This window comes from Oryzibacter oryziterrae, from assembly GCF_021864535.1.
In the GTDB taxonomy this organism is placed as follows: Bacteria; Pseudomonadota; Alphaproteobacteria; order Rhizobiales; family Pleomorphomonadaceae; genus Pleomorphomonas; species Pleomorphomonas oryziterrae.
In genome coordinates, this window is sequence record NZ_JAKJIC010000007.1 from 161,599 (window position 1) to 181,340 (window position 19,742).

Annotated in this window: 18 protein-coding genes; 11 read left to right on the forward strand and 7 right to left on the reverse strand. The window is 64.4% G+C overall.

The features are described 5' to 3' along the window. Window positions 1-323: 323 nt before the first annotated feature. Window positions 324-1,667, reverse strand: coding sequence for an 8-oxoguanine deaminase (locus L2I41_RS09755; protein WP_237153357.1), 1,344 nt, complete (start codon window positions 1,665-1,667; stop codon window positions 324-326). 211 nt (window positions 1,668-1,878) lie between these two features. Between L2I41_RS09755 and L2I41_RS09760 the strand changes: the two genes are divergently transcribed. After that, window positions 1,879-2,643, forward strand: coding sequence for an ABC transporter ATP-binding protein (locus L2I41_RS09760; protein WP_237153358.1), 765 nt, complete (start codon window positions 1,879-1,881; stop codon window positions 2,641-2,643). On the opposite strand, the gene L2I41_RS09765 is transcribed toward L2I41_RS09760, so the two are convergent. Next, entirely contained in the window at window positions 2,618-3,631 is a 1,014-nt protein-coding gene (locus L2I41_RS09765) for a glucokinase (protein WP_237153359.1), read from the reverse strand. The genes L2I41_RS09760 and L2I41_RS09765 overlap by 26 nt on opposite strands. A gap of 8 nt (window positions 3,632-3,639) precedes the next feature. Next, the gene (locus L2I41_RS09770; protein ID WP_237153360.1) at window positions 3,640-4,053 is read right to left on the reverse strand and encodes a methylglyoxal synthase; all 414 of its coding nucleotides are present in this window, start codon (window positions 4,051-4,053) and stop codon (window positions 3,640-3,642) included. Window positions 4,054-4,503: 450 nt separating this feature from the next. Here L2I41_RS09770 and L2I41_RS09775 point away from each other — a divergent pair, with 450 nt between their 5' ends. The 10 genes from L2I41_RS09775 (at window position 4,504) to upp (ending at window position 14,862) form a co-directional block, all read left to right on the forward strand. Further along, the gene (locus L2I41_RS09775) at window positions 4,504-5,499 is read left to right on the forward strand and encodes a BMP family lipoprotein (protein ID WP_237153361.1); all 996 of its coding nucleotides are present in this window, start codon (window positions 4,504-4,506) and stop codon (window positions 5,497-5,499) included. 90 nt (window positions 5,500-5,589) lie between these two features. Continuing rightward, on the forward strand, window positions 5,590-7,101 hold the full coding sequence (locus tag L2I41_RS09780) for an ABC transporter ATP-binding protein (RefSeq protein WP_237153362.1): 1,512 nt from the start codon (window positions 5,590-5,592) through the stop codon (window positions 7,099-7,101). Window positions 7,102-7,108: 7 nt separating this feature from the next. After that, window positions 7,109-8,212 (forward strand): ABC transporter permease, encoded by a 1,104-nt coding sequence (locus L2I41_RS09785; RefSeq protein WP_237153363.1) that lies wholly within the window; start codon window positions 7,109-7,111, stop codon window positions 8,210-8,212. Window positions 8,213-8,223: 11 nt separating this feature from the next. After that, complete coding sequence (locus L2I41_RS09790; protein WP_237153364.1) at window positions 8,224-9,201, forward strand: ABC transporter permease; 978 nt, start codon at window positions 8,224-8,226, stop codon at window positions 9,199-9,201. A 1-nt stretch (window position 9,202) separates the two neighbouring features. Continuing rightward, window positions 9,203-9,622: a cytidine deaminase gene (cdd, locus tag L2I41_RS09795; protein ID WP_237153365.1), complete on the forward strand. Its 420-nt coding sequence runs from the start codon at window positions 9,203-9,205 to the stop codon at window positions 9,620-9,622. 1 nt (window position 9,623) lies between these two features. After that, entirely contained in the window at window positions 9,624-10,439 is an 816-nt protein-coding gene (locus tag L2I41_RS09800; protein ID WP_237153366.1) for a purine-nucleoside phosphorylase, read from the forward strand. 164 nt (window positions 10,440-10,603) lie between these two features. Next, window positions 10,604-11,920, forward strand: a complete 1,317-nt coding sequence (deoA, locus tag L2I41_RS09805; protein WP_237153367.1) for a thymidine phosphorylase — start codon at window positions 10,604-10,606, stop codon at window positions 11,918-11,920. An 18-nt stretch (window positions 11,921-11,938) separates the two neighbouring features. Beyond that, window positions 11,939-13,156, forward strand: coding sequence for a phosphopentomutase (locus L2I41_RS09810; RefSeq protein ID WP_237153368.1), 1,218 nt, complete (start codon window positions 11,939-11,941; stop codon window positions 13,154-13,156). A 10-nt stretch (window positions 13,157-13,166) separates the two neighbouring features. Beyond that, the gene (gene add / locus L2I41_RS09815; RefSeq protein ID WP_237153369.1) at window positions 13,167-14,138 is read left to right on the forward strand and encodes an adenosine deaminase; all 972 of its coding nucleotides are present in this window, start codon (window positions 13,167-13,169) and stop codon (window positions 14,136-14,138) included. Window positions 14,139-14,232: 94 nt separating this feature from the next. Next, window positions 14,233-14,862, forward strand: a complete 630-nt coding sequence (gene upp, locus L2I41_RS09820) for a uracil phosphoribosyltransferase (protein ID WP_237153370.1) — start codon at window positions 14,233-14,235, stop codon at window positions 14,860-14,862. Window positions 14,863-14,942: 80 nt separating this feature from the next. On the opposite strand, the gene L2I41_RS09825 is transcribed toward upp, so the two are convergent. The 4 genes from L2I41_RS09825 to L2I41_RS09840 are packed head-to-tail and all read right to left on the reverse strand — an operon-like array spanning window position 14,943 to window position 19,741. After that, window positions 14,943-15,908, reverse strand: coding sequence for a type II secretion system F family protein (locus L2I41_RS09825; protein WP_237153371.1), 966 nt, complete (start codon window positions 15,906-15,908; stop codon window positions 14,943-14,945). Window positions 15,909-15,927: 19 nt separating this feature from the next. Next, the gene (locus L2I41_RS09830) at window positions 15,928-16,923 is read right to left on the reverse strand and encodes a type II secretion system F family protein (RefSeq protein WP_237153420.1); all 996 of its coding nucleotides are present in this window, start codon (window positions 16,921-16,923) and stop codon (window positions 15,928-15,930) included. A 54-nt stretch (window positions 16,924-16,977) separates the two neighbouring features. Further along, the gene (locus L2I41_RS09835; RefSeq protein WP_237153372.1) at window positions 16,978-18,444 is read right to left on the reverse strand and encodes a TadA family conjugal transfer-associated ATPase; all 1,467 of its coding nucleotides are present in this window, start codon (window positions 18,442-18,444) and stop codon (window positions 16,978-16,980) included. A gap of 19 nt (window positions 18,445-18,463) precedes the next feature. After that, window positions 18,464-19,741 carry an AAA family ATPase gene (locus tag L2I41_RS09840; RefSeq protein ID WP_237153373.1) on the reverse strand — a complete coding sequence of 426 codons (1,278 nt, stop codon included), beginning with the start codon at window positions 19,739-19,741 and terminating at the stop codon, window positions 18,464-18,466. Window position 19,742 lies beyond the last annotated feature (1 nt).

A 19,742-nucleotide genomic window follows, 5' to 3' on the forward strand; every position in this document is an offset into this window, starting at 1 on the left:
GCATTCGCGCGCCGGCCTCAGGATAAACGGCGTGGAAAGTGCGTCGCCTGTTCTCATCTATTCGCTTTTTGTTCCAAACGGTCGATTTAAATATGGATAATCTCAATATGTTAGAACGTTCTCCAAAATGTATCCGAAGTTCCGCATATGGCTCCTGGAAACGTTTCATCTTTGTTCGAATGTGATCACATCAGAACAACTCTTGATTTGCTCTGCAAAAATCTACAAGGACGCCCTTCCTGGAACCGGAGCGCCCTGAAAACTACCCATAGCGCTCCGTCCATTGCCAATCACGGCTTCGCGACCTTTTTGGGCGCAGTGCCTCACACCGCTTCCAGGAACCGGCGCGCCGCCTGCCCGTGTTCCCGGCGCAGTCTCGCCACGTCCACACCGAGCGGCGCTCCGTCCACCACGGTCCAGCGTCCCTTGATCATGACGCGGTCGGCCGCCGTCGCTCCGCACAGCACCAGCGCCGCGATCGGATCGCCGGCGCCGGAGAAGCGCAACTCGTCCAGCGTATAGAAGGCGAGATCGGCCTGCTTGCCCACGGCAAGGGTCCCGATATCCTCCCGCCCGAGGCATTTGGCCGACCCTTCGGTCGCCCAACGGAAAGCATCGAAATGCGTCACCGACGCCGCATCATAGCGGATCCGGTTCAGCATCATCGCATGGCGCACCCCTTCCATCAGATTGGAGTTGTCGTTGGAGGCCGACCCGTCGACGCCGAGGCCCACCTTGGCGCCGGCAGCCTCCAGTTCCTTGGTACGGCACATGCCCGAAGCCAGCACCATGTTGGACGTCGGGCAATGGCAGACGCCCACCTTGTGCCGCCCGAGCCTCGCCACTTCCTCGTCGTTGAAATGAATGCCATGGGCGAGCCAGGTCCGCTCGGTCAGCCAGCCGCAGTCCTCGATGTAGTCAACCGTGGTGCAGTTGAAGCGCTCGCGGCAATAGACCACCTCGTCGCGCGTCTCGGCCAGATGGGTGTGCAGTCCGCAGCCATGCTTCAGCGCCAGTGCGGCGGTCTCGGTCATCAGCTGCTTGGTCACGTTGAAGGGCGCGCAGGGGGCGAGCGCCACCTGCAGCATCGCCCCTTCCGAGGCGTCGTGATAGCGATTGAGCACCCGCTCGCAGTCGGAGAGGATGGTGTCGATGTCCTGCACCGCGCCGGCAATCGCGTTGCCGCCGTCCTCCACCGTCATGTTCAGCGAACCGCGCGTCAGCGTCATGCGCATGCCGAGCGCTGCCGCTTCTTCCGCCTGGATGTCCATGGCGGCGTCGAGCCCGGGCGGGAACAGATACTGGTGATCGGAGACGGTCGTGCAGCCCGACAGCATCAGTTCGGTCAGCGCCAGCCGCGTGGCGAGCCTCAGGTTCTCCGGCGTCACATTGCGCGCCCAGATCGGGAACAGCGCTTCGAGCCAGGGGAACAGCTCCTTGTTGATCGCCGACGGATGCGCCCGCGTCAGCGTCTGGAACATGTGATGATGGGTGTTCACGAGCCCCGGAATGATCACATGCGCGCTGGCATCGAACACCTCGTCGACCGCGGTGCCGGGCTGCTGCCCGGCGCCGACATGTTCGACGATCTTCCCATCCTCGACCACCAGCCCGCCTTCGGCGCCGGTCGCGAGAATGGCAAGCGGGGTCTTGATCCAGAGACGCATGAAGTCCTCCCAGTGACGGCATGGATATGTCTGATCACACTATGCAGGTTTCCCGCCAATTGCGAAGCCGCTTGACCTGAACCTCGAAAAGCAGGAAGCGGCCTTGCAGGAGCGCGACTTGCCCCTGCACGCCATCGGGTGCATCAATCGGCAGGAAAAGCCGCCAGGACAGAGGTTCCTCTGCCGGCGGATCGCATGCAAAGGGTTGGTCATGTCGCATCTTCTCGTCGCCCACGCCATTGAGCGCCGCTTTGACAATGGCGTGCTGGCGCTGGAGAAGGCGAGCTTCCATCTTGAGCAGGGTGAAGTGCTGAGCCTGCTGGGTGCCTCGGGATGCGGCAAATCCACCTTGCTGCGCCTCATCGCCGATCTGGATGTGGCCACCGGCGGGCGCATCGATTGGCCGGGCGGCAAGCCGAAGATCGGCTTTGTCTTCCAGGACCCGACCCTGATGCCCTGGGCCACCGTCTTCGACAATGTCTGGCTGCCGCTGCGCTTTGCCGGCGTGTCCCGCAAGGCCGCCGAGGCGGACGTACGCGCGGCGCTCGATCTTGTCGGCCTTGAGGACGCGGCCGACCTCTACCCGCGCGAACTCTCCGGCGGCATGCGCATGCGTGTCTCGATCGCCCGCGCCGTGGTCGACCGTCCCGGCCTTCTGCTGATGGACGAACCCTTTGCCGCCCTCGACGAGATCACGCGCCAGCGGCTCAACGCCGACCTCCTGGACCTGCGCGCCAAGCTCGGCGCGTCAGTCCTCTTCGTCACCCACTCGGTCGCGGAGGCCACCTTCCTGTCGGACCGCATCGCGGTCATGGCCCCGCGCCCCGGCCGCATCGTCGCCGTCCACGCCGTGCCCTTCGGCCGGCGCGACGAGGCGCTGCGCACCGACGTCGCCTATGCGCGGCTGTCGGCGGAGGTCTCCGCCAGCCTGCGCGCCACCATGGAGCCGCTTACGCGCGCCAATGCCGGTCGGTGAGCTGCAGCCCGAAGCTGTCCGGTCGCCGCGCGAAATCCTCAAGGCCGGCCAGCGCCGGGCGCTCGTGCACGATGATCGCCGTCGCCATGGAAGCCAAGAGGCCGAAATGCGGATACTTGTCCTCGAAGGCGGCGCGGAAGCGGCCCTCGCGCAGCACATGGGCAATGCGCGGTGCAATGCCGCCGGCGAGATAGACACCGCCGTGGGCCAGGAAGGTCAGTGCGAGATTGCCGGCAACGCGGCCTAGATGTTCGGCAAACAGCGCCACGGTTTCCACCGCCGTCGGATCGCCGGCCTCGGCCGCCGCGGTCACCTCTGCAGGGGTCGAGCAGACCGAGGCAATGCCATCGGTCGCCGCAACCGCATGATAAAGCCGCAGCAGGCCTGAACCGCAGATCAGCGTCTCGCCGGTCACCCGCCCGGTCGGCCGATCGATATGCGGCCAGATCTCAAAGTCGCGCGGCGTTACCGGCGCCAGATCGATGTGGCCGCCTTCGCCCGGCACCGGCACCCAGAGACCCGCCGCATCCACGAGACCGGCCGCCCCAAGGCCCGTTCCCGGACCGATGACGACCTTGGTTCCACGCGCCGGCGGCACCAGATCGCCGATGATCGTCAGGTCATCGCCGGCGAGCCCGGGCAGGCACAGCCCCAGCGCCTCGAAATCGTTGAACAGGATCACCTCGGTGAGACCGAAGCGGGCGATCAGATTGCGCGGCGTCACCACCCAGGGGCAATTGGTCAGCTGCGTGCTGTCCGGCTGGATCGGGCCGGCAAGGGCGAACACCATCGCCTTGGGATGCGCCGCGCCGCTGTCCACCACAGTCGCCTGAATGGCATCCTCGATCGTGGCAAAGCCACGGGTCTCCACCGTGTCGAAATGGCGCGTCACCCCGTTGGGCTCGGTCAGCAGGGCAAAGCGGGCGTTGGTGCCGCCGATGTCGGCAAACAGCACCGGAAACGCGATCTCGGAAAGCTTGTCAGGCATGAGCACCTTCATTCACGAATTGGACTCGGCGCCGCACGGCGGCTGAGGAAATCCCTGGAAACGATCATGAACTCCGCCGTCGCCCGATTGAGCGCCATCGGCAGGTCATAGACGAGGGCCAGGCGGGTCAACGCTTTGACGTCCACATCATGCGGCATCGGCGACAGCGGATCCACAAAGAACACCAGGGCATCGAGACGCCCCTCGGCGATCATCGCGCCGATCTGCTGGTCACCGCCAAGCGGGCCGCTCTTGAGGCGCGTGACCGACAGCGTCGGACAGGCCGCAGCAACGCGCCCACCCGTGGTTCCCGTGGCGAACAGGCGAAACGTCGAAAGCTGGGCCTCATGCGCACGCGCGAAGGCAACCATCTCGTCCTTCTTGGCATCATGGGCAACGAGCGCTACGGCGGGCCTGTCCATTGTCACTTCCATTCAACCGGTGTCGGCATCAGGCAAGACCATACGACGCGCGCCCTTCCGGACGCGGCGCAACCTGCCACAAGCGCTATCCTCTAGCCGCTTTTGGCAGGAAGCGGAATCGGTTTTGACACCATTGGCAGGATCCTCCACGAAATTGCCCGCCCGCGAGTATTGCCACTGCCTCTTCCTTGCACAGGCCAGAGGCACTGATAAGTATTTGTATCAGGCGCCGTCCCTTTTTGCCGCGTGCGCAAGCAATCTGAGCCCGAGTTGCAGGCTTTGTGCAACAAAATTGTCCAGATGGTCAAATTTAATAAGAAAGACGATGCAATTCGCTTCAATCCATGCTTAGTTAGCCCCACTCGGAGGGGGCCGGGTCGCAAGACGGGGACGCGCTCTCGCCGAAACAGCCCTGAAATGGGCACCTTCCAATAGGGTGAGGCTTCAAACATGATCAAGACTCTGATCAGCGCTGCCTTCGCAGCTTCCATGCTCGCAGGCACGGCTCTGGCAGGCGACGTCAAGCCGGCGCTTGTCTATGGCACCGGCGGCAAATTCGACAAGTCCTTCAACGAGGCTGCCTTCAACGGCGCTGAGAAGTTCAAGGCTGACACCGGCATCGCCTATCGCGATTTCGAGCCGAAGGACGACACCCAGGGTGAGCAGGCTCTGCGCAATTTCGCGAGCAAGGGCTACAACCCGGTCGTTGCCATGTCCTTCGCCTGGACCTCGGCTGTTGAAAAGGTTTCGGCCGAATTCCCCGACACCAAGTTCGTCATCGTCGACTCCGTCGTTGAGAAGCCGAACGTCCGCTCGGTGGTCTTCAAGGAAGAGGAAGGCTCCTACCTCGTCGGCGTCGCCGCTGGCCTCGCCTCCAAGACCGGCAAGGTCGGCTTCGTCGGCGGCATGGACATTCCGCTGATCCGCAAGTTCGAATGCGGCTACGAGCAGGGCGCCCGCGCTGCCAACGCCAAGATCGAAGTCTTCCAGAACATGACCGGCACCACCGGCGCTGCCTGGAATGACCCCGTCCGTGGCGGCGAGCTCACCAAGAGCCAGATCGACCAGGGCGCGGACGTGATCTACGCCGCCGCCGGCGCCACCGGTATCGGCGTGCTGCAGACCGCTGCCGACCAGGGCAAGCTGTCGATCGGCGTCGATAGCAACCAGAACTACCTGCATCCGGGTTCGGTGCTGACCTCCATGGTCAAGCACGTCGACCTCGCCGTCTACAACGCCTTCACCGACGTCAAGGACGACAAGTTCTCGACTGGCCTGCAGGTGCTGGGCGTCAAGGAAGGCGGCGTCGACTGGGCGCTGGACGACAACAACAAGCCTCTGATCACGGCCGACATCCAGGCCGCCGTCGAGAAGGCCAAGACGGACATCGCCGCCGGCACCGTCAAGGTGCACGACTACATGTCGGACAACGCCTGCCCGAAGTGACCTGATCTAGTGACCCGGGCGCATGGCGGACCTTTCCTTTTCCGCCATGCGCCCTTTTTCATATCCTGACGACAGTCCGGAGCCTCCGCCGTGTCCTCACTGCCTGCCATTGAACTCAAGGGCATCGACAAGAAATTCGGTGCCGTGCATGCCAACAAGACCATCGATCTGACAGTTGCCAAGGGCTCGATCCACGGCATCATCGGAGAGAACGGCGCCGGCAAGTCGACCCTGATGTCGATTCTCTACGGCTTCTACCAGGCCGACAGCGGCGAGATCCGCGTCAACGGCCAGCCGGTCCACATCAAGGACAGCCAGGCGGCCATCGCCGCGGGCATCGGCATGGTCCATCAGCATTTCATGCTGGTCGAGAATTTCTCCGTCCTCGAGAACATCATGCTCGGCGCCGAAGGCGGCGCGCTGCTCAGCAAGGGCGTGAGCCATACCCGCAGTGCGCTCAAGCGCCTCGAGGAAGACTATGGCCTCGAAGTCGATCCGGACGCCATCATCGAGGAACTTCCCGTCGGCCTGCAGCAGCGCGTCGAAATCCTCAAAGCGCTCTATCGCGGCGCCGACATCCTGATCCTCGACGAGCCCACCGGCGTGCTGACCCCGGCCGAGGCCGATCACCTGTTCAAGATCCTGGGCATGCTGCGCGACCAGGGCAAGACCATCCTGCTGATCACCCACAAGCTGCGCGAGATCATGGCCATCACCGACACCGTCTCGGTCATGCGCCGCGGCGAAATGGTGGCCACGCGCACGACCTCGCAGACCACCGTCGAGGAACTGGCCGAGTTGATGGTCGGTCGCCGCGTGCTGCTGCACGTCGACAAGGGCGAAGCCAATCCGGGCGCCATCGTCCTGTCGGTGAAGAACCTCACCGTCAAGGACGGGCGCGGCGTCACCATGGTCGACAACGTCTCCTTCGACGTGCGCGCCGGCGAGATCGTCGGCATAGCGGGCGTCGCCGGTAATGGCCAGTCCGAGCTGCTCGAAGCGCTCTCGGGCATCCGCAAGCCGCATGCGGGCGAGATCCTCATCGACGGCAAGCCCATCGACAAGGTCGATCCGGCCCGCCTGCGCGAACTCGGCCTCGCCCATATCCCCGAAGACCGCCATCACATGGGCCTGGTCCTCAAGTTCGACGAAGCGGAAAACTCCATCCTCGGCTATCACCGCGACGCCAGATATGGCCGCGGCCCGATGCTCGATCTGAAGGCCGTCGAGAAGGACGCCATCGCCAAGATCGAGAAATACGACATTCGCCCGCCGAACCCGCATCTGAAGACCGCCAACTTCTCCGGCGGCAATCAGCAGAAGATCGTCGTCGCCCGCGAGATCGAGCGCGATCCGCGCCTGATGCTGGTGGGCCAGCCCACCCGCGGCGTCGACGTCGGTGCCATCGAGTTCATCCACCGCCGCATCATTTCCATGCGCGATGCCGGCAAGGCCATCCTGCTGGTATCGGTGGAACTCGACGAAATCCGCTCCCTTTCCGACCGTATCCTCGTGATGTTCGCCGGCCATATCGTCGGCGAGAAGACCGCGGATGCCGGCGAACAGACCCTCGGCCTGATGATGGCCGGCATTGCCGCGTGAGGTCATCTTGAGTACTGCATCGGTCCCGTTGCCCAATTGGATCACCTACGGCCTCCTGCCGCTCATCAATCTGGTGGTTGCCTTCCTCATCTCAGGCCTTGTGGTCTGGTTCATCGGCGAAGACCCGATCCAAGCCGTCACCTTGATGCTGCAGGGTGCGCTCGGCCGCGGCGAAGGCATCGGCTTCACGCTGTTCTACGCCACCAACTTCATCTTCACGGGTCTGTCGGTGGCCGTCGCCATCCACGCCGGCCTGTTCAACATCGGCTCGGAAGGCCAGGCCTATCTCGGCGGCCTCGGCTGCGCGCTGGTGGCGCTCGCGCTTGATAATTACGTGCCCTGGTACGTGACCATGCCCTTCGCGGTGATCGGCGCCGGCCTGTTCGGCGCCGCCTGGGCCTTCATTCCGGCCTGGCTGCAGGCCAAGCGCGGCAGCCACGTGGTCATCACCACCATCATGTTCAACTTCATCGGCTCGGCGCTGATGGTGTACCTGCTGGTGAACGTGCTGATCGTGCCGGGCAAGATGGCGCCGGAAACCCGCACCTTCCTGCCGGGCGGCACCCTGCCTGACCTTGGCTGGCTGATTGCCCTGTTCGGCGGCAAGATCGGCGCGGCGCCCTTCAACGTGTCCTTCCTGATCGCGCTGGTGATGAGCTTCGTCGTCTGGGTGCTGATCTGGCGCACCAAGCTCGGCTACGAGATCCGCACGCTCGGCATCTCGCCTTCGGCTGCCGTCTATGCCGGCATTCCCTACTCGCGCACGGTGATCGTCGCCATGCTGCTGTCGGGTGCCATGGCCGGCATGATGGCGCTCAACGTGGTGATGGGTCAGTCGCAGCGCCTGCAGGTGGAATTCGTCGGCGGCGCCGGCTTCGTCGGCATCGCCGTGTCGCTGATGGGCCGCAATCACCCCTTCGGCATCATCCTCGCCTCGATCCTGTTCGGCGTGCTCTATCAGGGCGGCACCGAACTCTCCTTCGACATGCCCAACATCACCCGCGACATGATCGTGGTGATCCAGGGCCTCGTCATCCTGTTCGCCGGCGCGCTGGAATACATGTTCCGGCCGGCCATGGTGCGGGCTTACCAGAAATTCGTCAAAGCCTGAGGAGCCCACACATGGATGTCGCTTACTTCGATCTCCTGATCTCGGTGCTGGGCTCGACGATTCGCCTGTCGATCCCGCTGCTGTTCACCGCCCTTGCCGGCCTCTTTTCCGAACGGGCCGGCATCTTCGACATCGGTCTTGAAGGCAAGATGCTCGCCGCCGCCTTCGCCTCGGCGGTCGCCGCCTATGGCACCGGCTCGCCCTGGATCGGCCTGCTCGCCGGCGTCGGCGTCTCCGTCGCCTTCAGCCTGGTGCATGGCTTTGCCTCCATCACCAACCGTGGCAACCAGATTGTCTCGGGCGTGGCCATCAACTTCGTCACAGCCGGCCTCACCGCCGTGCTGGGCAATGCCTGGTTCAGCCAGGGCGGCCGCACGCCGCCGCTTGGCGCCTCGGCCCGCTTCGGCGAGATCGTCCTGCCGGGCGCGGAAGCGGCCAGGGACATGGGTGTCATCGGCCATTTCTACGCCAACGTGATTTCCGGCCACAACATCCTCACCTATCTGGCCTTCGCTGCCGTGCCGCTCAGCTGGTGGATCCTCTACCGCACCCGCTTCGGCCTGCGCCTGCGCGCGGTCGGCGAGAATCCGGGCGCCGTCGACACCGCCGGCATTTCCGTCACCTGGCTGCGCTACCGCGCCACCATCTGTGCCGGCATCCTCTGCGGCTTCTCCGGCACCTATCTGGCGGTTGCCCAGTCGGCGAGCTTCATCACCAACATGTCCGCCGGCAAGGGCTATATCGCGCTCGCCGCGCTGATCTTCGCCAAGTGGCGGCCGGTGCCAATCATGCTGTCCTGCCTGCTGTTCGGCTTCCTCGACGCCTTCGCCAACTTCATGCAGGGCAAGAAGGTGCCCGGCATCGGCGAGGTGCCCGTGCAGATCTTCCAGGCCCTGCCCTATATCCTCACCTGCATCCTGCTCGCCGGCTTCATCGGCGTGGCCAATGCGCCCAAGGCCGGCGGCGTGCCCTATGTGAAGGAACGCTGAAATGAGCGATTTCGACCGCCTCTTCGCCGCCGCGGCCGCCGCCCGCGCCAAGGCGCACGCCCCTTACTCGAAATATCATGTGGGCGCCGCGCTCCTCGCCGACGACGGCAACATCTACGCCGGCTGCAACATCGAGAACGCCGCCTATCCGGAAGGCTGGTGCGCCGAAACCACCGCCATCGGCCATCTGGTGATGGGTGGCGCGCGCAAGATCGTCAAGGCAGTGGTGATCGCTGCCCGCATCGATCATGAGCGCGTGCCCGGCGGACGCTTCTGCACGCCCTGCGGCGGCTGCCGCCAGCGGCTCAGCGAGTTCGCCGCCTCGCCCTCGACCGAAATCTGGGCCGCCGACCCCGACGGTGCCAGCCAGCATTTCACCATGGCCGAGCTCTTGCCGGCCGGCTTCGTTCTGGAGACCTGACATGTCCGCCCTCAGCCATGGCGCCGAATGCGCCGCCCTCGTTCAGGCCCGCACCGCCATCAAGCCGGTGATCGGCCTCGTGCTCGGTTCCGGCCTCGGCGACTTTGCCGACACCGTCGAAGGCGCCGTCCGCATTCCCTTCTCCGAGCTGGCCGGCTTCCCCATATCCACCGTGTCGAGCCACAAGGGTGAACTGATCGTCGGCAAGGTGGCCGGCGTTCCCGTCGCCGTCCTCTCCGGCCGCGGTCATTTCTACGAGCACGGCGACCCCAAGGTGATGAAGACGCCGATCGAGACGCTGGCGGCCCTCGGCTGCAAGGGCGTCATTCTCACCAATGCCGCCGGTGGCCTCAATCCGGACATCGGTCCGGGCGAACTGATGCTGATCACCGATCACATCAACTATGCCGGCACCAACCCGCTGATCGGCGAAATGGGCGACCAGCGCTTCGTCGGCCTCACCCAGGCCTATGACCTGCGCCTGCAGGGCCTGTTCAAGAGCGCCGCCGCTGAGGAAGGCATCAAGCTCGGCAGCGGTGTCTACATGTGGTTCAACGGCCCGTCCTTCGAGACGCCGGCTGAGATCCGCATGGCGCGCATCCTCGGCGCCGATGCCGTGGGCATGTCCACGGTGCCGGAAGTCATTCTCGCCCGTTACTACGGCCTTGAAGTTGCTGCCGTTTCGACGGTGACCAACTTCGCCGCCGGCATGACCGGCAACGAGATCAGCCATCTCGAGACCAAGGAAAACGGCCCCAAGGGCGCCGAAAAGCTCAAGAAGATCCTGCCGCGCGTCATCGCGGCCTATGGTGCATGAGGAAAGCCGGCTCAATACCAACCGTCTTTGAAAAAGGCGGTTGGTATTCCGCCTTCGAATGTCTCACGCCCAGACGCCCATGAGACATTCGAAATGAAATCAACGCGCCGATGCCTCGGCATCAGGGATGCGTTGCTAAAAAGGCCGCAAGCAAGAAGAACAAGATGACCTATCTCCCCCAGGAAATCATCCGCCGCAAGCGCGACGGTGCGACGCTGACTGCACCCGAAATCGCCTTCATGGTCGAGGGCCTCACCGCGGGCACCGTCACGGAAGGTCAGGTCGCCGCTTTCGCCATGGCCACCTTCTTCCGTGGCATGGCCATTGAGGAACGCGTGGCGCTGACGCTCGCCATGCGCGATTCCGGCACCGTGCTGGATTGGTCCGACCTCAATGGTCCCGCGCTCGACAAGCATTCGACCGGCGGCATCGGCGACACCGTCTCGCTGATGCTCGCGCCGGCCATTGCGGCCTGCGGCGGCTATGTGCCGATGATCTCCGGCCGCGGACTTGGCCACACCGGCGGCACGCTCGACAAGCTGGATTCGGTCAAGGGCTACCAGACCCAGCCCGACAACGCCCTGTTCCGCAAGGTGGTCAGGCAAATGGGCTGCGCCGTCATCGGCCAGACCGCCGATCTTGCGCCCGCCGACAAGCGCTTCTACGGCATCCGCGACGTCACCGGCACGGTGGAGAGCATCGACCTCATCACCGCCTCGATCCTGTCCAAGAAGCTCGCCGCCGGCCTGCATGGCCTCGTCCTCGACGTCAAGACCGGCACCGGCGCCTTCATGGCCACTCTCGACGCGTCGCGCGCGCTCGCCGACAGCCTGGTCAAGGTGGCCAACGGCGCCGGCCTGCCCACCGTCGGCGTCATCACCGACATGAACGAGCCGCTCGGCACCGCCGCCGGCAACGCGGTGGAAGTGCAGCTCGCCGTCGACTTCCTCACCGGCAAGCGCATCGACCCGCGCATGTGGGACGTCACCGTCGCGCTTTCGGCGGAAATGCTGGTGCTCGGCAAGCTGCAGCCCGATTACGCCAGCGCCAAGGCCGCCATCGAGACGGCCTTCACCTCCGGCAAGGCGGCAGAAATCTTCGGTCGCATGGTCGCCGCCCTCGGCGGTCCCGCCGACTTCGTCGAGAAGGCCGACAGCTATCTGGACCGTCCGGCCATCGTCAGGCCGATCCACGCCGAGACCTCCGGCACCATCACCGCCATCGACACCCGCGCCATCGGCGTCGCGGTCGTCGCCATGGGCGGTGGCCGTGTGCGCGCCGCCGATCCGATCGACCACGCCGTCGGCTTCACCACGCTGGCCGGCCTCGGCGAGACTGTCGACGCAAGCCGCCCGCTCGGCGTCGTCTACGCCCGCACCGAGGCTCAGGCCGAGGCCGCCGCAGTCGCCCTGCGCCAGGCCTATGCACTCGGGTCTTCGCCCGTTCGCGGCCCCGCCGTCATTGAACGCGTCACCGGCTGATCGCCTGAGGAGAGAGCCATGCCCCGCGCCATCGTCATCGTGCTCGACAGCTTCGGCATCGGCGGAGCGCCGGATGCCGAGAAATTCGGCGACAAGGGCTCCGACACGCTCGGCCACATCGCCGCCGCCTGCGCCACCGGTGCCGGCGACCGCGAGGGCCTGCGCGCTGGCCCGCTCCGCCTGCCCAACCTCGAACGGCTCGGCCTCGGCCTTGCCGCCGAACAGGCGACCGGTAACCGTCCGGTCGGCTTTGCGCTGACCGAGGCGCAAGGCCGCTACACGGCGGCGGCCGAAACTTCCAGCGGCAAGGACACCCCGTCCGGTCACTGGGAGATCGCCGGCGTGCCCGTGCCCTTCGACTGGGGCTATTTCCCCAACGAGATCCCTTGCTTGCCCCAGGAGCTTATCGACGCGTATATCCGTGAGACCGGCGTGCCCGGCGTCCTCGGCCTGCGCCACGCGTCCGGCACCGAAGTCATCGAAAGCCTCGGCGAGGAGCATATCAAGACCGGCAAGCCGATCCTCTACACCTCCGCCGACTCGGTACTGCAGATCGCCGCCCATGAGACCCACTTCGGTCTCGATCGCCTGCTCGAACACTGCCAGATCGCCCGCAAGCTGGTGGACCGCTACAATATCGGTCGCGTCATCGCCCGCCCCTTCCTCGGCGAGACCGCATCGACCTTCAAGCGCACATCCAACAGGCGCGACTATGCCGTGCCGCCGCCGGAGCCCACCGTGCTGGCTCGCGTCGAAGCCGCCGGCGGCCGGGTGATCGGCATCGGCAAGATCGGGGACATCTTCGCCCACACCAACATCACCGAGCTGCGCAAGGGCAAGAATAACGACGACAACATCGACCTGACGCTGGCCGCCATGAATGACGCACGCTCGGGCGACTTTATCTTTACAAACCTGGTCGACTTCGACAGCAGCTTTGGACATAGGCGTGACGTTCCAGGCTATGCCGCCTGCCTTGAATCCTTCGACCGCCGGTTGCCGGAGGTTGAGGCGCTGTTGCAGCCGGACGATCTCCTGCTGCTCACCGCCGATCACGGGTGCGATCCCACCTGGCCCGGCACCGACCACACCCGCGAGCGCGTGCCGGTGCTGATGGCCGGTGCCCGCGTGGTGCCCGGTTCGGCCGGTCCGTCCGAAACCTTTGCCGACATGGCCGAAACCATCGCCGCCTGGCTGGGCCTTCCCAAGGGTCCCCACGGCAAGAGCCTGATCTGAAAGACATTCCATGACCGCACACCTGCCGAAGGCCGAGCTTCATGTCCACCTTGAAGCGACGGCCTCTCCCGAACTTGTACGCCGCAACGCGGAACGCTATGGCGTTGACGTCTCGCGCCTTTTTGATGCCGAAGGTCGTTATCGCTGGACCGATTTCTCCACCTTCATCGCCTCCTACGACGTCGCGGCCTCGGTCTTCCGCTCGGCCGAAGACTTCGCCGAACTGGTCGAAGGCTATCTCGTGGGGCAGAGCCAGGTCGGCTGCCTCTACACCGAGTTCTTCATTTCCCCCGACTTTGCCCGCCGCAACGGCCTGCCCTATGCCGATTATCTCGGCGGCGTCGCCGAGGGCATCCGCCGGGCCGAGGCCAGGACCGGCATCGTCGGTCGCATCATCCCCTTGATCGAACGGCACTTTGGCCCGGCTGATGCCATCGGCGCCGCCAAGGTCGCCGTCGACAATCTGATCCCGGAAGTGGTCGGTTTCGGCATGGCCGGCGACGAACGCGTCTTCGAGCCCTGGGACTTCGTCCCCGCCTTCATGATCGCCCACGAGGCTGGCCTGCCGCTCACCTGCCATGCCGGCGAATGGCAGGGCTGGGACCACGTCGAGGACACCCTCAACGCCCTGCCCCTCAAGCGCATCGGCCATGGGGTGCGGTCGATCGAGAACGCCGATTTCGTGCGGCGCCTGGTTGACGAAGGCGTCCATCTGGAGATCTGCCCGGGCTCCAACATCGCCCTCGGCGCCTTCACGGATTTCGCAAGCCACCCCTTGCGCACCTTCTTCGACGCGGGCGTCCGCCTGTCGCTCAACTCCGACGATCCGCCATTCTTCTGGTCGTCGATCGATCGCGAATATGCCATTGCGGCCGAGCATTTCGGCTTCACCGACGCCGAGCTCCTGCGCGTCACCCGCATGGCCATCGAGGATGCCTTCTGCGATGCGGCCACCAAGGCGAAACTGCTGGCGCGTCTGTGACCGAATCCGGTGGAGATCAGCGCTTTTGCCGGTTTCGCACGGCGCCTCAACTGGCTAAAGTCGCGCCAGCTCAATTATTCAGGACGAGGATCTCATGAACGGCGTCAAGGTGATCGACCATCCGCTGGTGCAGCACAAGCTCACCATCATGCGCAAGAAGGAAACGTCGACGGCAAGCTTCCGCCGCCTCCTGCGCGAGATTTCCACGTTGCTCTGCTATGAAGTCACGCGCGATCTCAAGCTGATGGAAGTCGAAATCGAGACGCCGCTGGAGCCCATGATGGCGCCGACGCTCGAAGGCAAGAAGCTGGTTTTCGCCTCGGTCCTGCGCGCCGGCAACGGTCTTCTCGAAGGCATGCTCGATCTGGTCCCGGCCGCCCGCGTCTCGCATATCGGCATCTACCGTGACCATGAGACCTTGCAGCCGGTCGAATATTACTTCAAGGCGCCCGCCGATCTCAGCGACCGCCTGACCATCGTCGTCGACCCCATGCTCGCCACCGGCAACTCCTCCATCGCTGCCGTCGACAAGCTGAAGGAACGTGGTGCCCGCGACATCCGCTTCGTCTGCCTGCTGGCCGCCCCCGAGGGCGTCAAGCACTTCACCGAAGCCCACCCTGACGTTCCCGTATTCACGGCGGCCATCGACAGCCATCTCAACGAGAAGGGCTACATCGTCCCCGGCCTCGGCGACGCCGGCGACCGCATGTACGGCACCAAGTAAGCTTCGGTTCCACCAACGGAAAATGAAAAGGCCCGGCAGATGTCCGGGCCTTTTTCGTGTGGGTGACGAGCACCTGGGGGTCAGTGCATCGACGTGATCTTGATGATCGCCGGCGACATGATCACCGCAAACAGCACGGGCAGGAAGAACACGATCATCGGCACCGTCAGTTTCGGCGGCAGCGCGGCGGCCTTCTTCTCCGCTTCATTCATGCGCATGTCGCGGTTTTCCTGGCTGAGCACGCGCAGCGTCGTGCCGAGCGGAGTGCCATAGCGCTCCGACTGGATCAGCGCCAGACAGACGGCCTTCACCCCGTCCAGACCGACGCGGTTGGCAAGGTTCTCATAGGCTTGCCGCCGATCGGACAGATAGGACAGTTCGGCCGTCGTCAGGCTGAGCTCTTCGGCCAGTGGGATGGACTGGGCGCCAATTTCCTCCGACACCTTGCGGAAGGCCATTTCGATCGACATGCCCGATTCCACGCAGATCAGCAGCAGATCGAGCGAGTCGGGGAAGGCGCGCTTCACCGAAAGCTGCCGCTTCTGCACCGCGTTGGACACGAAGAGCACCGGAACAACAAAGCCGAGGTAGCCGGCGCCGATGCACATGAAGATCCGCATCGGCAAGGGCCGGTCGATCTTCAGGATCACGAAGACATAGAGAGCGGCGATGGCCATGAACAGGAAGGGCAGCACGAAGCGGGCGAACAGAAAGGTCGTCGTGGCCGCTTCTGACCGGAAACCGGCCTGCTTCAGCTTCTCTTCGCCCTTCTTGTCGAGCAAGGCATTGCGCAGCGACAGCCGCTCCACAAGGTTGCGCATGTAGCGCTTGGATTCCTTGCCCCTGATCGAGGTGCGCTGGGTCTCGGCCTGCAGCCGGGCCCGTTCGCGCGCGCGGATCTTCTCGCGCTCCACCGACACGGCCTTCATGCGGGCGCCGAGCTTGTCGGACGAGAAGAGCGGCAGGGTAAGGGTGATCACCGTCGCGAAGATCGCGATCGACACCAGCACCGACATGAGCACCACGGGATTCGTGGCCGTTTCCATGAACTTTTCCATGCCCGCCTCAGAAGTCGAAACTGATCATCTTCTTCATCACGAAGACGCCGATGCCCATGCACAGAGCCGAACCGCCCAGCACGAAATGTCCCTTGGTGGTGGTGAACAACACCATGATGTAGTCAGGACTGGTCAGGTAGACGAGGGTGGCAACGATGATCGGCAGCGCGCCGATGATTGTCGCCGAAGACTTGGCCTCCATGCTCATGGCCTGGATCTTGGCGCGCATCTTCTTGCGCTCGCGCAGCACCTTGGCGAGGTTGCCCAGGGCTTCCGACAGATTGCCGCCGGCCTTGCTCTGGATCGCGATGACGATCGCAAAGAAGTTGGTCTCCGGCAGTGGCACGCGCTCGTACATCTTGCCGATGGCCTCGTCGATGGGAATGCCCAGCTGCACCGAATCCATGACCGCCTTGAACTCGGAGCGAACCGGCTCCTTGGCCTCGGACGCGATCATACGCAGGCAATCGTTGAGCGGCAGACCGGCCTTGACGCCGCGCACGATCACCTCGACGGCATTGGCCAGTTCCTCGGTGAAGGCATTCTGGCGACGACGGCGCAGAAAGTTGACCACATAGCGCGGCAGGCCGAAGGCCCCGACGAAGGCGACGCCCACCATGAGCGGCAGGGACATGCCGAGAATGAAGCAAACCACAAACAGACCGAGCCCCAACAGCGCGCTGTAGACATAGAACTGCTTGGTGGTGATCGTCAGGCCGGATTGCTGCAGCCGCAGCGACAGTGGCGGATTGGTGGATTGCGAAGCCTTGTGCTTCTGCTTGACTTCAATGTCCTTGAGCGTGTCCTGCACCGTCCGGCGGCGGGCGGAACCGGGTTCGGCCTTTCCATCCTTGCCGCGTGGCGCCTCGGCCACCTTGCCCAGACGCTTTTCGGCGGTCGCCTGCTGCTCGATGCGACCATAGAGCAAGGCGTAGAACAGAGCCGCCGCGGCAAAGCCGGCCAGCGCGATCATCGCCAAAATGGTTGTGCTTACGCCAAACAGCATGGACCCACTCCAAGGCGAACACTGCCCGTTCGCGCCTCAACTCCAACCTGACTAGCCATAGGCGGCATCCGGCCCGACTTCCGAGGCGTCGATGGCCGCCGCGAGCCGCTTCTCTTCTCCGTAATAGCGCGCGCGATCCCAGAACTTGGGACGCCCGATGCCGGTCGACTTGTGCCGGCCGATCAGCTTGCCGTCGGCATCCTCGCCGACGATTTCGTAGACGAACAGATCCTGGGTGATCACCACGTCGCCTTCGAGACCCACCACCTCGGTGATATGGGTGATGCGGCGCGAGCCGTCGCGCAGACGCGCCGCCTGGACGATCACATCGACAGATGCGACGATCATCTCGCGCACGGTCTTCGCCGGCAGCGTGAAGCCACCCATGGAGATCATGGATTCGATACGGCCAATGGCCTCGCGCGGGCTGTTGGCGTGCAGGGTTCCCATCGAACCGTCGTGACCGGTGTTCATGGCCTGGAGGAGGTCGAAGGCCTCCGGGCCGCGCACTTCGCCGACGATGATGCGTTCAGGACGCATGCGCAGACAGTTCTTGACGAGATCACGCATGGTGATCTGGCCTTCGCCTTCCAGATTGGGCGGGCGCGTTTCGAGGCGCACCACATGCGGCTGCTGCAGCTGCAGTTCCGCCGCGTCTTCGCAGGTGATGATGCGTTCGGTGGGTTCGATATAGGCGGTGAGGCAGTTGAGCAGCGTCGTCTTGCCCGAACCGGTACCACCCGAAACGATGACATTGCAGCGGGAACGACCGATGATCTCGAGGATGGTCGCACCCTCGGGCGTGATCGACCCGAAGCGGACCAGCTGCGGCAGCGTCAGCTTGTCCTTCTTGAACTTACGAATGGTGAGCGTGGGACCGTCGATCGCAAGCGGCGGCGCAATCACGTTGACGCGCGAACCGTCGGGCAGGCGCGCGTCGCAGATCGGCGAGGCTTCGTCGACGCGGCGGCCGACCTGGCTGACGATGCGCTGGCAGATGTTCATGAGCTGGAGGTTGTCGCGGAACCGCACCCCCGTCTTGATCATCTTGCCGGCCACTTCGATGAAGGTGGCGTCAGCGCCGTTGACCATGATGTCGGCGATGTCGTCGCGGGCCAGCAGCGGCTCCAGCGGACCATAGCCGAGAACGTCGTTGCAGATGTCGTCGAGCAGCTCTTCCTGCTCGGAAATCGACATCACCACCGCCTTCAGCGAGATGATGTCGGTGACGATGTCGCGGATTTCCTCGCGCGCCGTCTCAAGATCCAGCTTGGCCAGCTGGCTGAGATCGATGGTCTCGATCAGCGCCGAGAAGATGGACGACTTGGTGTCGTAATAGCCTTCGGACTTGCGCCGTTCGCCGGTATCGACAACGGCAGGCGGCCGGGCCTCGGCCGCAGGTTTGGCTGCAACCGGGGCCGCCGGTGCGGGCGCCCGCTCGACGGGACGTGGCGCCGCAGGAGGCGGGAGCCCCTTGTTGTCGCCTCCGGTTCCGAAACTGCCGCGCTTGCCAAACATCGTTGATCTCCGCCGACTGTCAGCTGGCCTTGCGGCGCATCTTTGGCAGGCGTGCCAGCAAGGGCGCCAGAGCGCTCTTCTTGCCGACGCGCGACGTTTGCCGTCCGGTGAGGAGCCCCGCCAGTTGATCGAACTGCGAGGCCACCGGGCTCTTGGCATTGACCTCGGCGATCATCTGCCCGTTGTTGGTGGCCGTTCCGAACAGTTGAGGATCGAAGGGCAAGGCCATGGTGATGTCGAGCCCCAGGGCCTTCTTGAAGTCGTCCGGCTTGATCTCCGGACGCTTGGGCATGCCGAGCTGATTGATCACCAGCTTGGGGGCCGAGTCATTGGGGCGCAGCGGCTTGAGCTGATCGACAAGGTTCTTGGCATTGCGCAGGGACGCAAGGTCCGGACCGACGGTGATCACCACCTCATCGGCCACGGCCAGCGTGCGGCGCACCCAGGACGTCCACATGTGCGGCATGTCCAGAACCACCGCAGGAACACCGTTGCGGACCACGTCTATGATCTGGGTGAAGGCGTCCTCACCATGGTCATAGGCCTTTTCCAGCGTCGCCGGTGCCGCCAACAGCGCAAGGTTTTCCGCGCACTTGGTCAGGATGCGGTCGAGGAACACGTCGTCGATGCGCTCGGGCGAATTCACCGCGTCGGCGATGCCCTGGGTCGGGTCCTGGTTGAAGTCGAGACCAGCGGTGCCGAACGGCAGGTCGAGGTCGGCGATCACCACATCGCCCTCGAACAGGCGCGACAGGGCAAAGCCCACATTGTGGGCCACGGTCGAGGAGCCGACACCGCCGCGCGCGCCGATGAAGGCAATCGTTCGGCCGATGGGCTCCGAGTTGCTGCCGAGGAAGATTTCGCCGACTTCCCGGATCACGTCATAGAGATCGAAGGGCGTGACCAGATAATCGCTGACACCACGCCGCAACAACTCGCGGTAAAGCGCCACGTCATTGCTGTGACCGATCACGATCACCTTGGTGCCGGGATCGCACACCGAAGCAAGCTTGTCGATCTGCTCGAGAATGCCTTCGCGGCTGTCGCGGCTTTCGATGAACAGGAGGTTTGGCGTCGGCGCGCTGGTGTAGAAGTCGAGCGCTGCCGCAGGACCGCCCATGTGGATCTTCACATGCGCCTTGGACATGCGCCGATCAGCCGCCGCCTGTTCAAGCACGGAGGCAACTTCCGGCGTGTCGCAGAAAGCCTGGATCGCAATGCGGGGCACCGGGCGCAGCGAGGCGTTTTCCTCGATGCGGGCCGCGTTGCGGGTGGAAGAGATGTCGTCGTTCATCATG

What these genes read in the sequence shown, in the direction of transcription:
- deoA (WP_237153367.1), top strand. Translation starts at nt 10,604, where the DNA reads ATGACCTATCTCCCCCAGGAAATCATCCGCCGCAAGCGCGACGGTGCG.
- add (WP_237153369.1), top strand. Translation starts at nt 13,167, where the DNA reads ATGACCGCACACCTGCCGAAGGCCGAGCTTCATGTCCACCTTGAAGCG.
- cdd (WP_237153365.1), top strand. Translation starts at nt 9,203, where the DNA reads ATGAGCGATTTCGACCGCCTCTTCGCCGCCGCGGCCGCCGCCCGCGCC.
- L2I41_RS09755 (WP_237153357.1), bottom strand. Translation starts at nt 1,667, where the DNA reads ATGCGTCTCTGGATCAAGACCCCGCTTGCCATTCTCGCGACCGGCGCC.
- L2I41_RS09835 (WP_237153372.1), bottom strand. Translation starts at nt 18,444, where the DNA reads ATGTTTGGCAAGCGCGGCAGTTTCGGAACCGGAGGCGACAACAAGGGG.
- L2I41_RS09790 (WP_237153364.1), top strand. Translation starts at nt 8,224, where the DNA reads ATGGATGTCGCTTACTTCGATCTCCTGATCTCGGTGCTGGGCTCGACG.
- L2I41_RS09775 (WP_237153361.1), top strand. Translation starts at nt 4,504, where the DNA reads ATGATCAAGACTCTGATCAGCGCTGCCTTCGCAGCTTCCATGCTCGCA.
- L2I41_RS09765 (WP_237153359.1), bottom strand. Translation starts at nt 3,631, where the DNA reads ATGCCTGACAAGCTTTCCGAGATCGCGTTTCCGGTGCTGTTTGCCGAC.
- L2I41_RS09810 (WP_237153368.1), top strand. Translation starts at nt 11,939, where the DNA reads ATGCCCCGCGCCATCGTCATCGTGCTCGACAGCTTCGGCATCGGCGGA.
- L2I41_RS09840 (WP_237153373.1), bottom strand. Translation starts at nt 19,741, where the DNA reads ATGATGAACGACGACATCTCTTCCACCCGCAACGCGGCCCGCATCGAG.
- L2I41_RS09800 (WP_237153366.1), top strand. Translation starts at nt 9,624, where the DNA reads ATGTCCGCCCTCAGCCATGGCGCCGAATGCGCCGCCCTCGTTCAGGCC.
- L2I41_RS09770 (WP_237153360.1), bottom strand. Translation starts at nt 4,053, where the DNA reads ATGGACAGGCCCGCCGTAGCGCTCGTTGCCCATGATGCCAAGAAGGAC.
- L2I41_RS09760 (WP_237153358.1), top strand. Translation starts at nt 1,879, where the DNA reads ATGTCGCATCTTCTCGTCGCCCACGCCATTGAGCGCCGCTTTGACAAT.
- L2I41_RS09825 (WP_237153371.1), bottom strand. Translation starts at nt 15,908, where the DNA reads ATGGAAACGGCCACGAATCCCGTGGTGCTCATGTCGGTGCTGGTGTCG.
- upp (WP_237153370.1), top strand. Translation starts at nt 14,233, where the DNA reads ATGAACGGCGTCAAGGTGATCGACCATCCGCTGGTGCAGCACAAGCTC.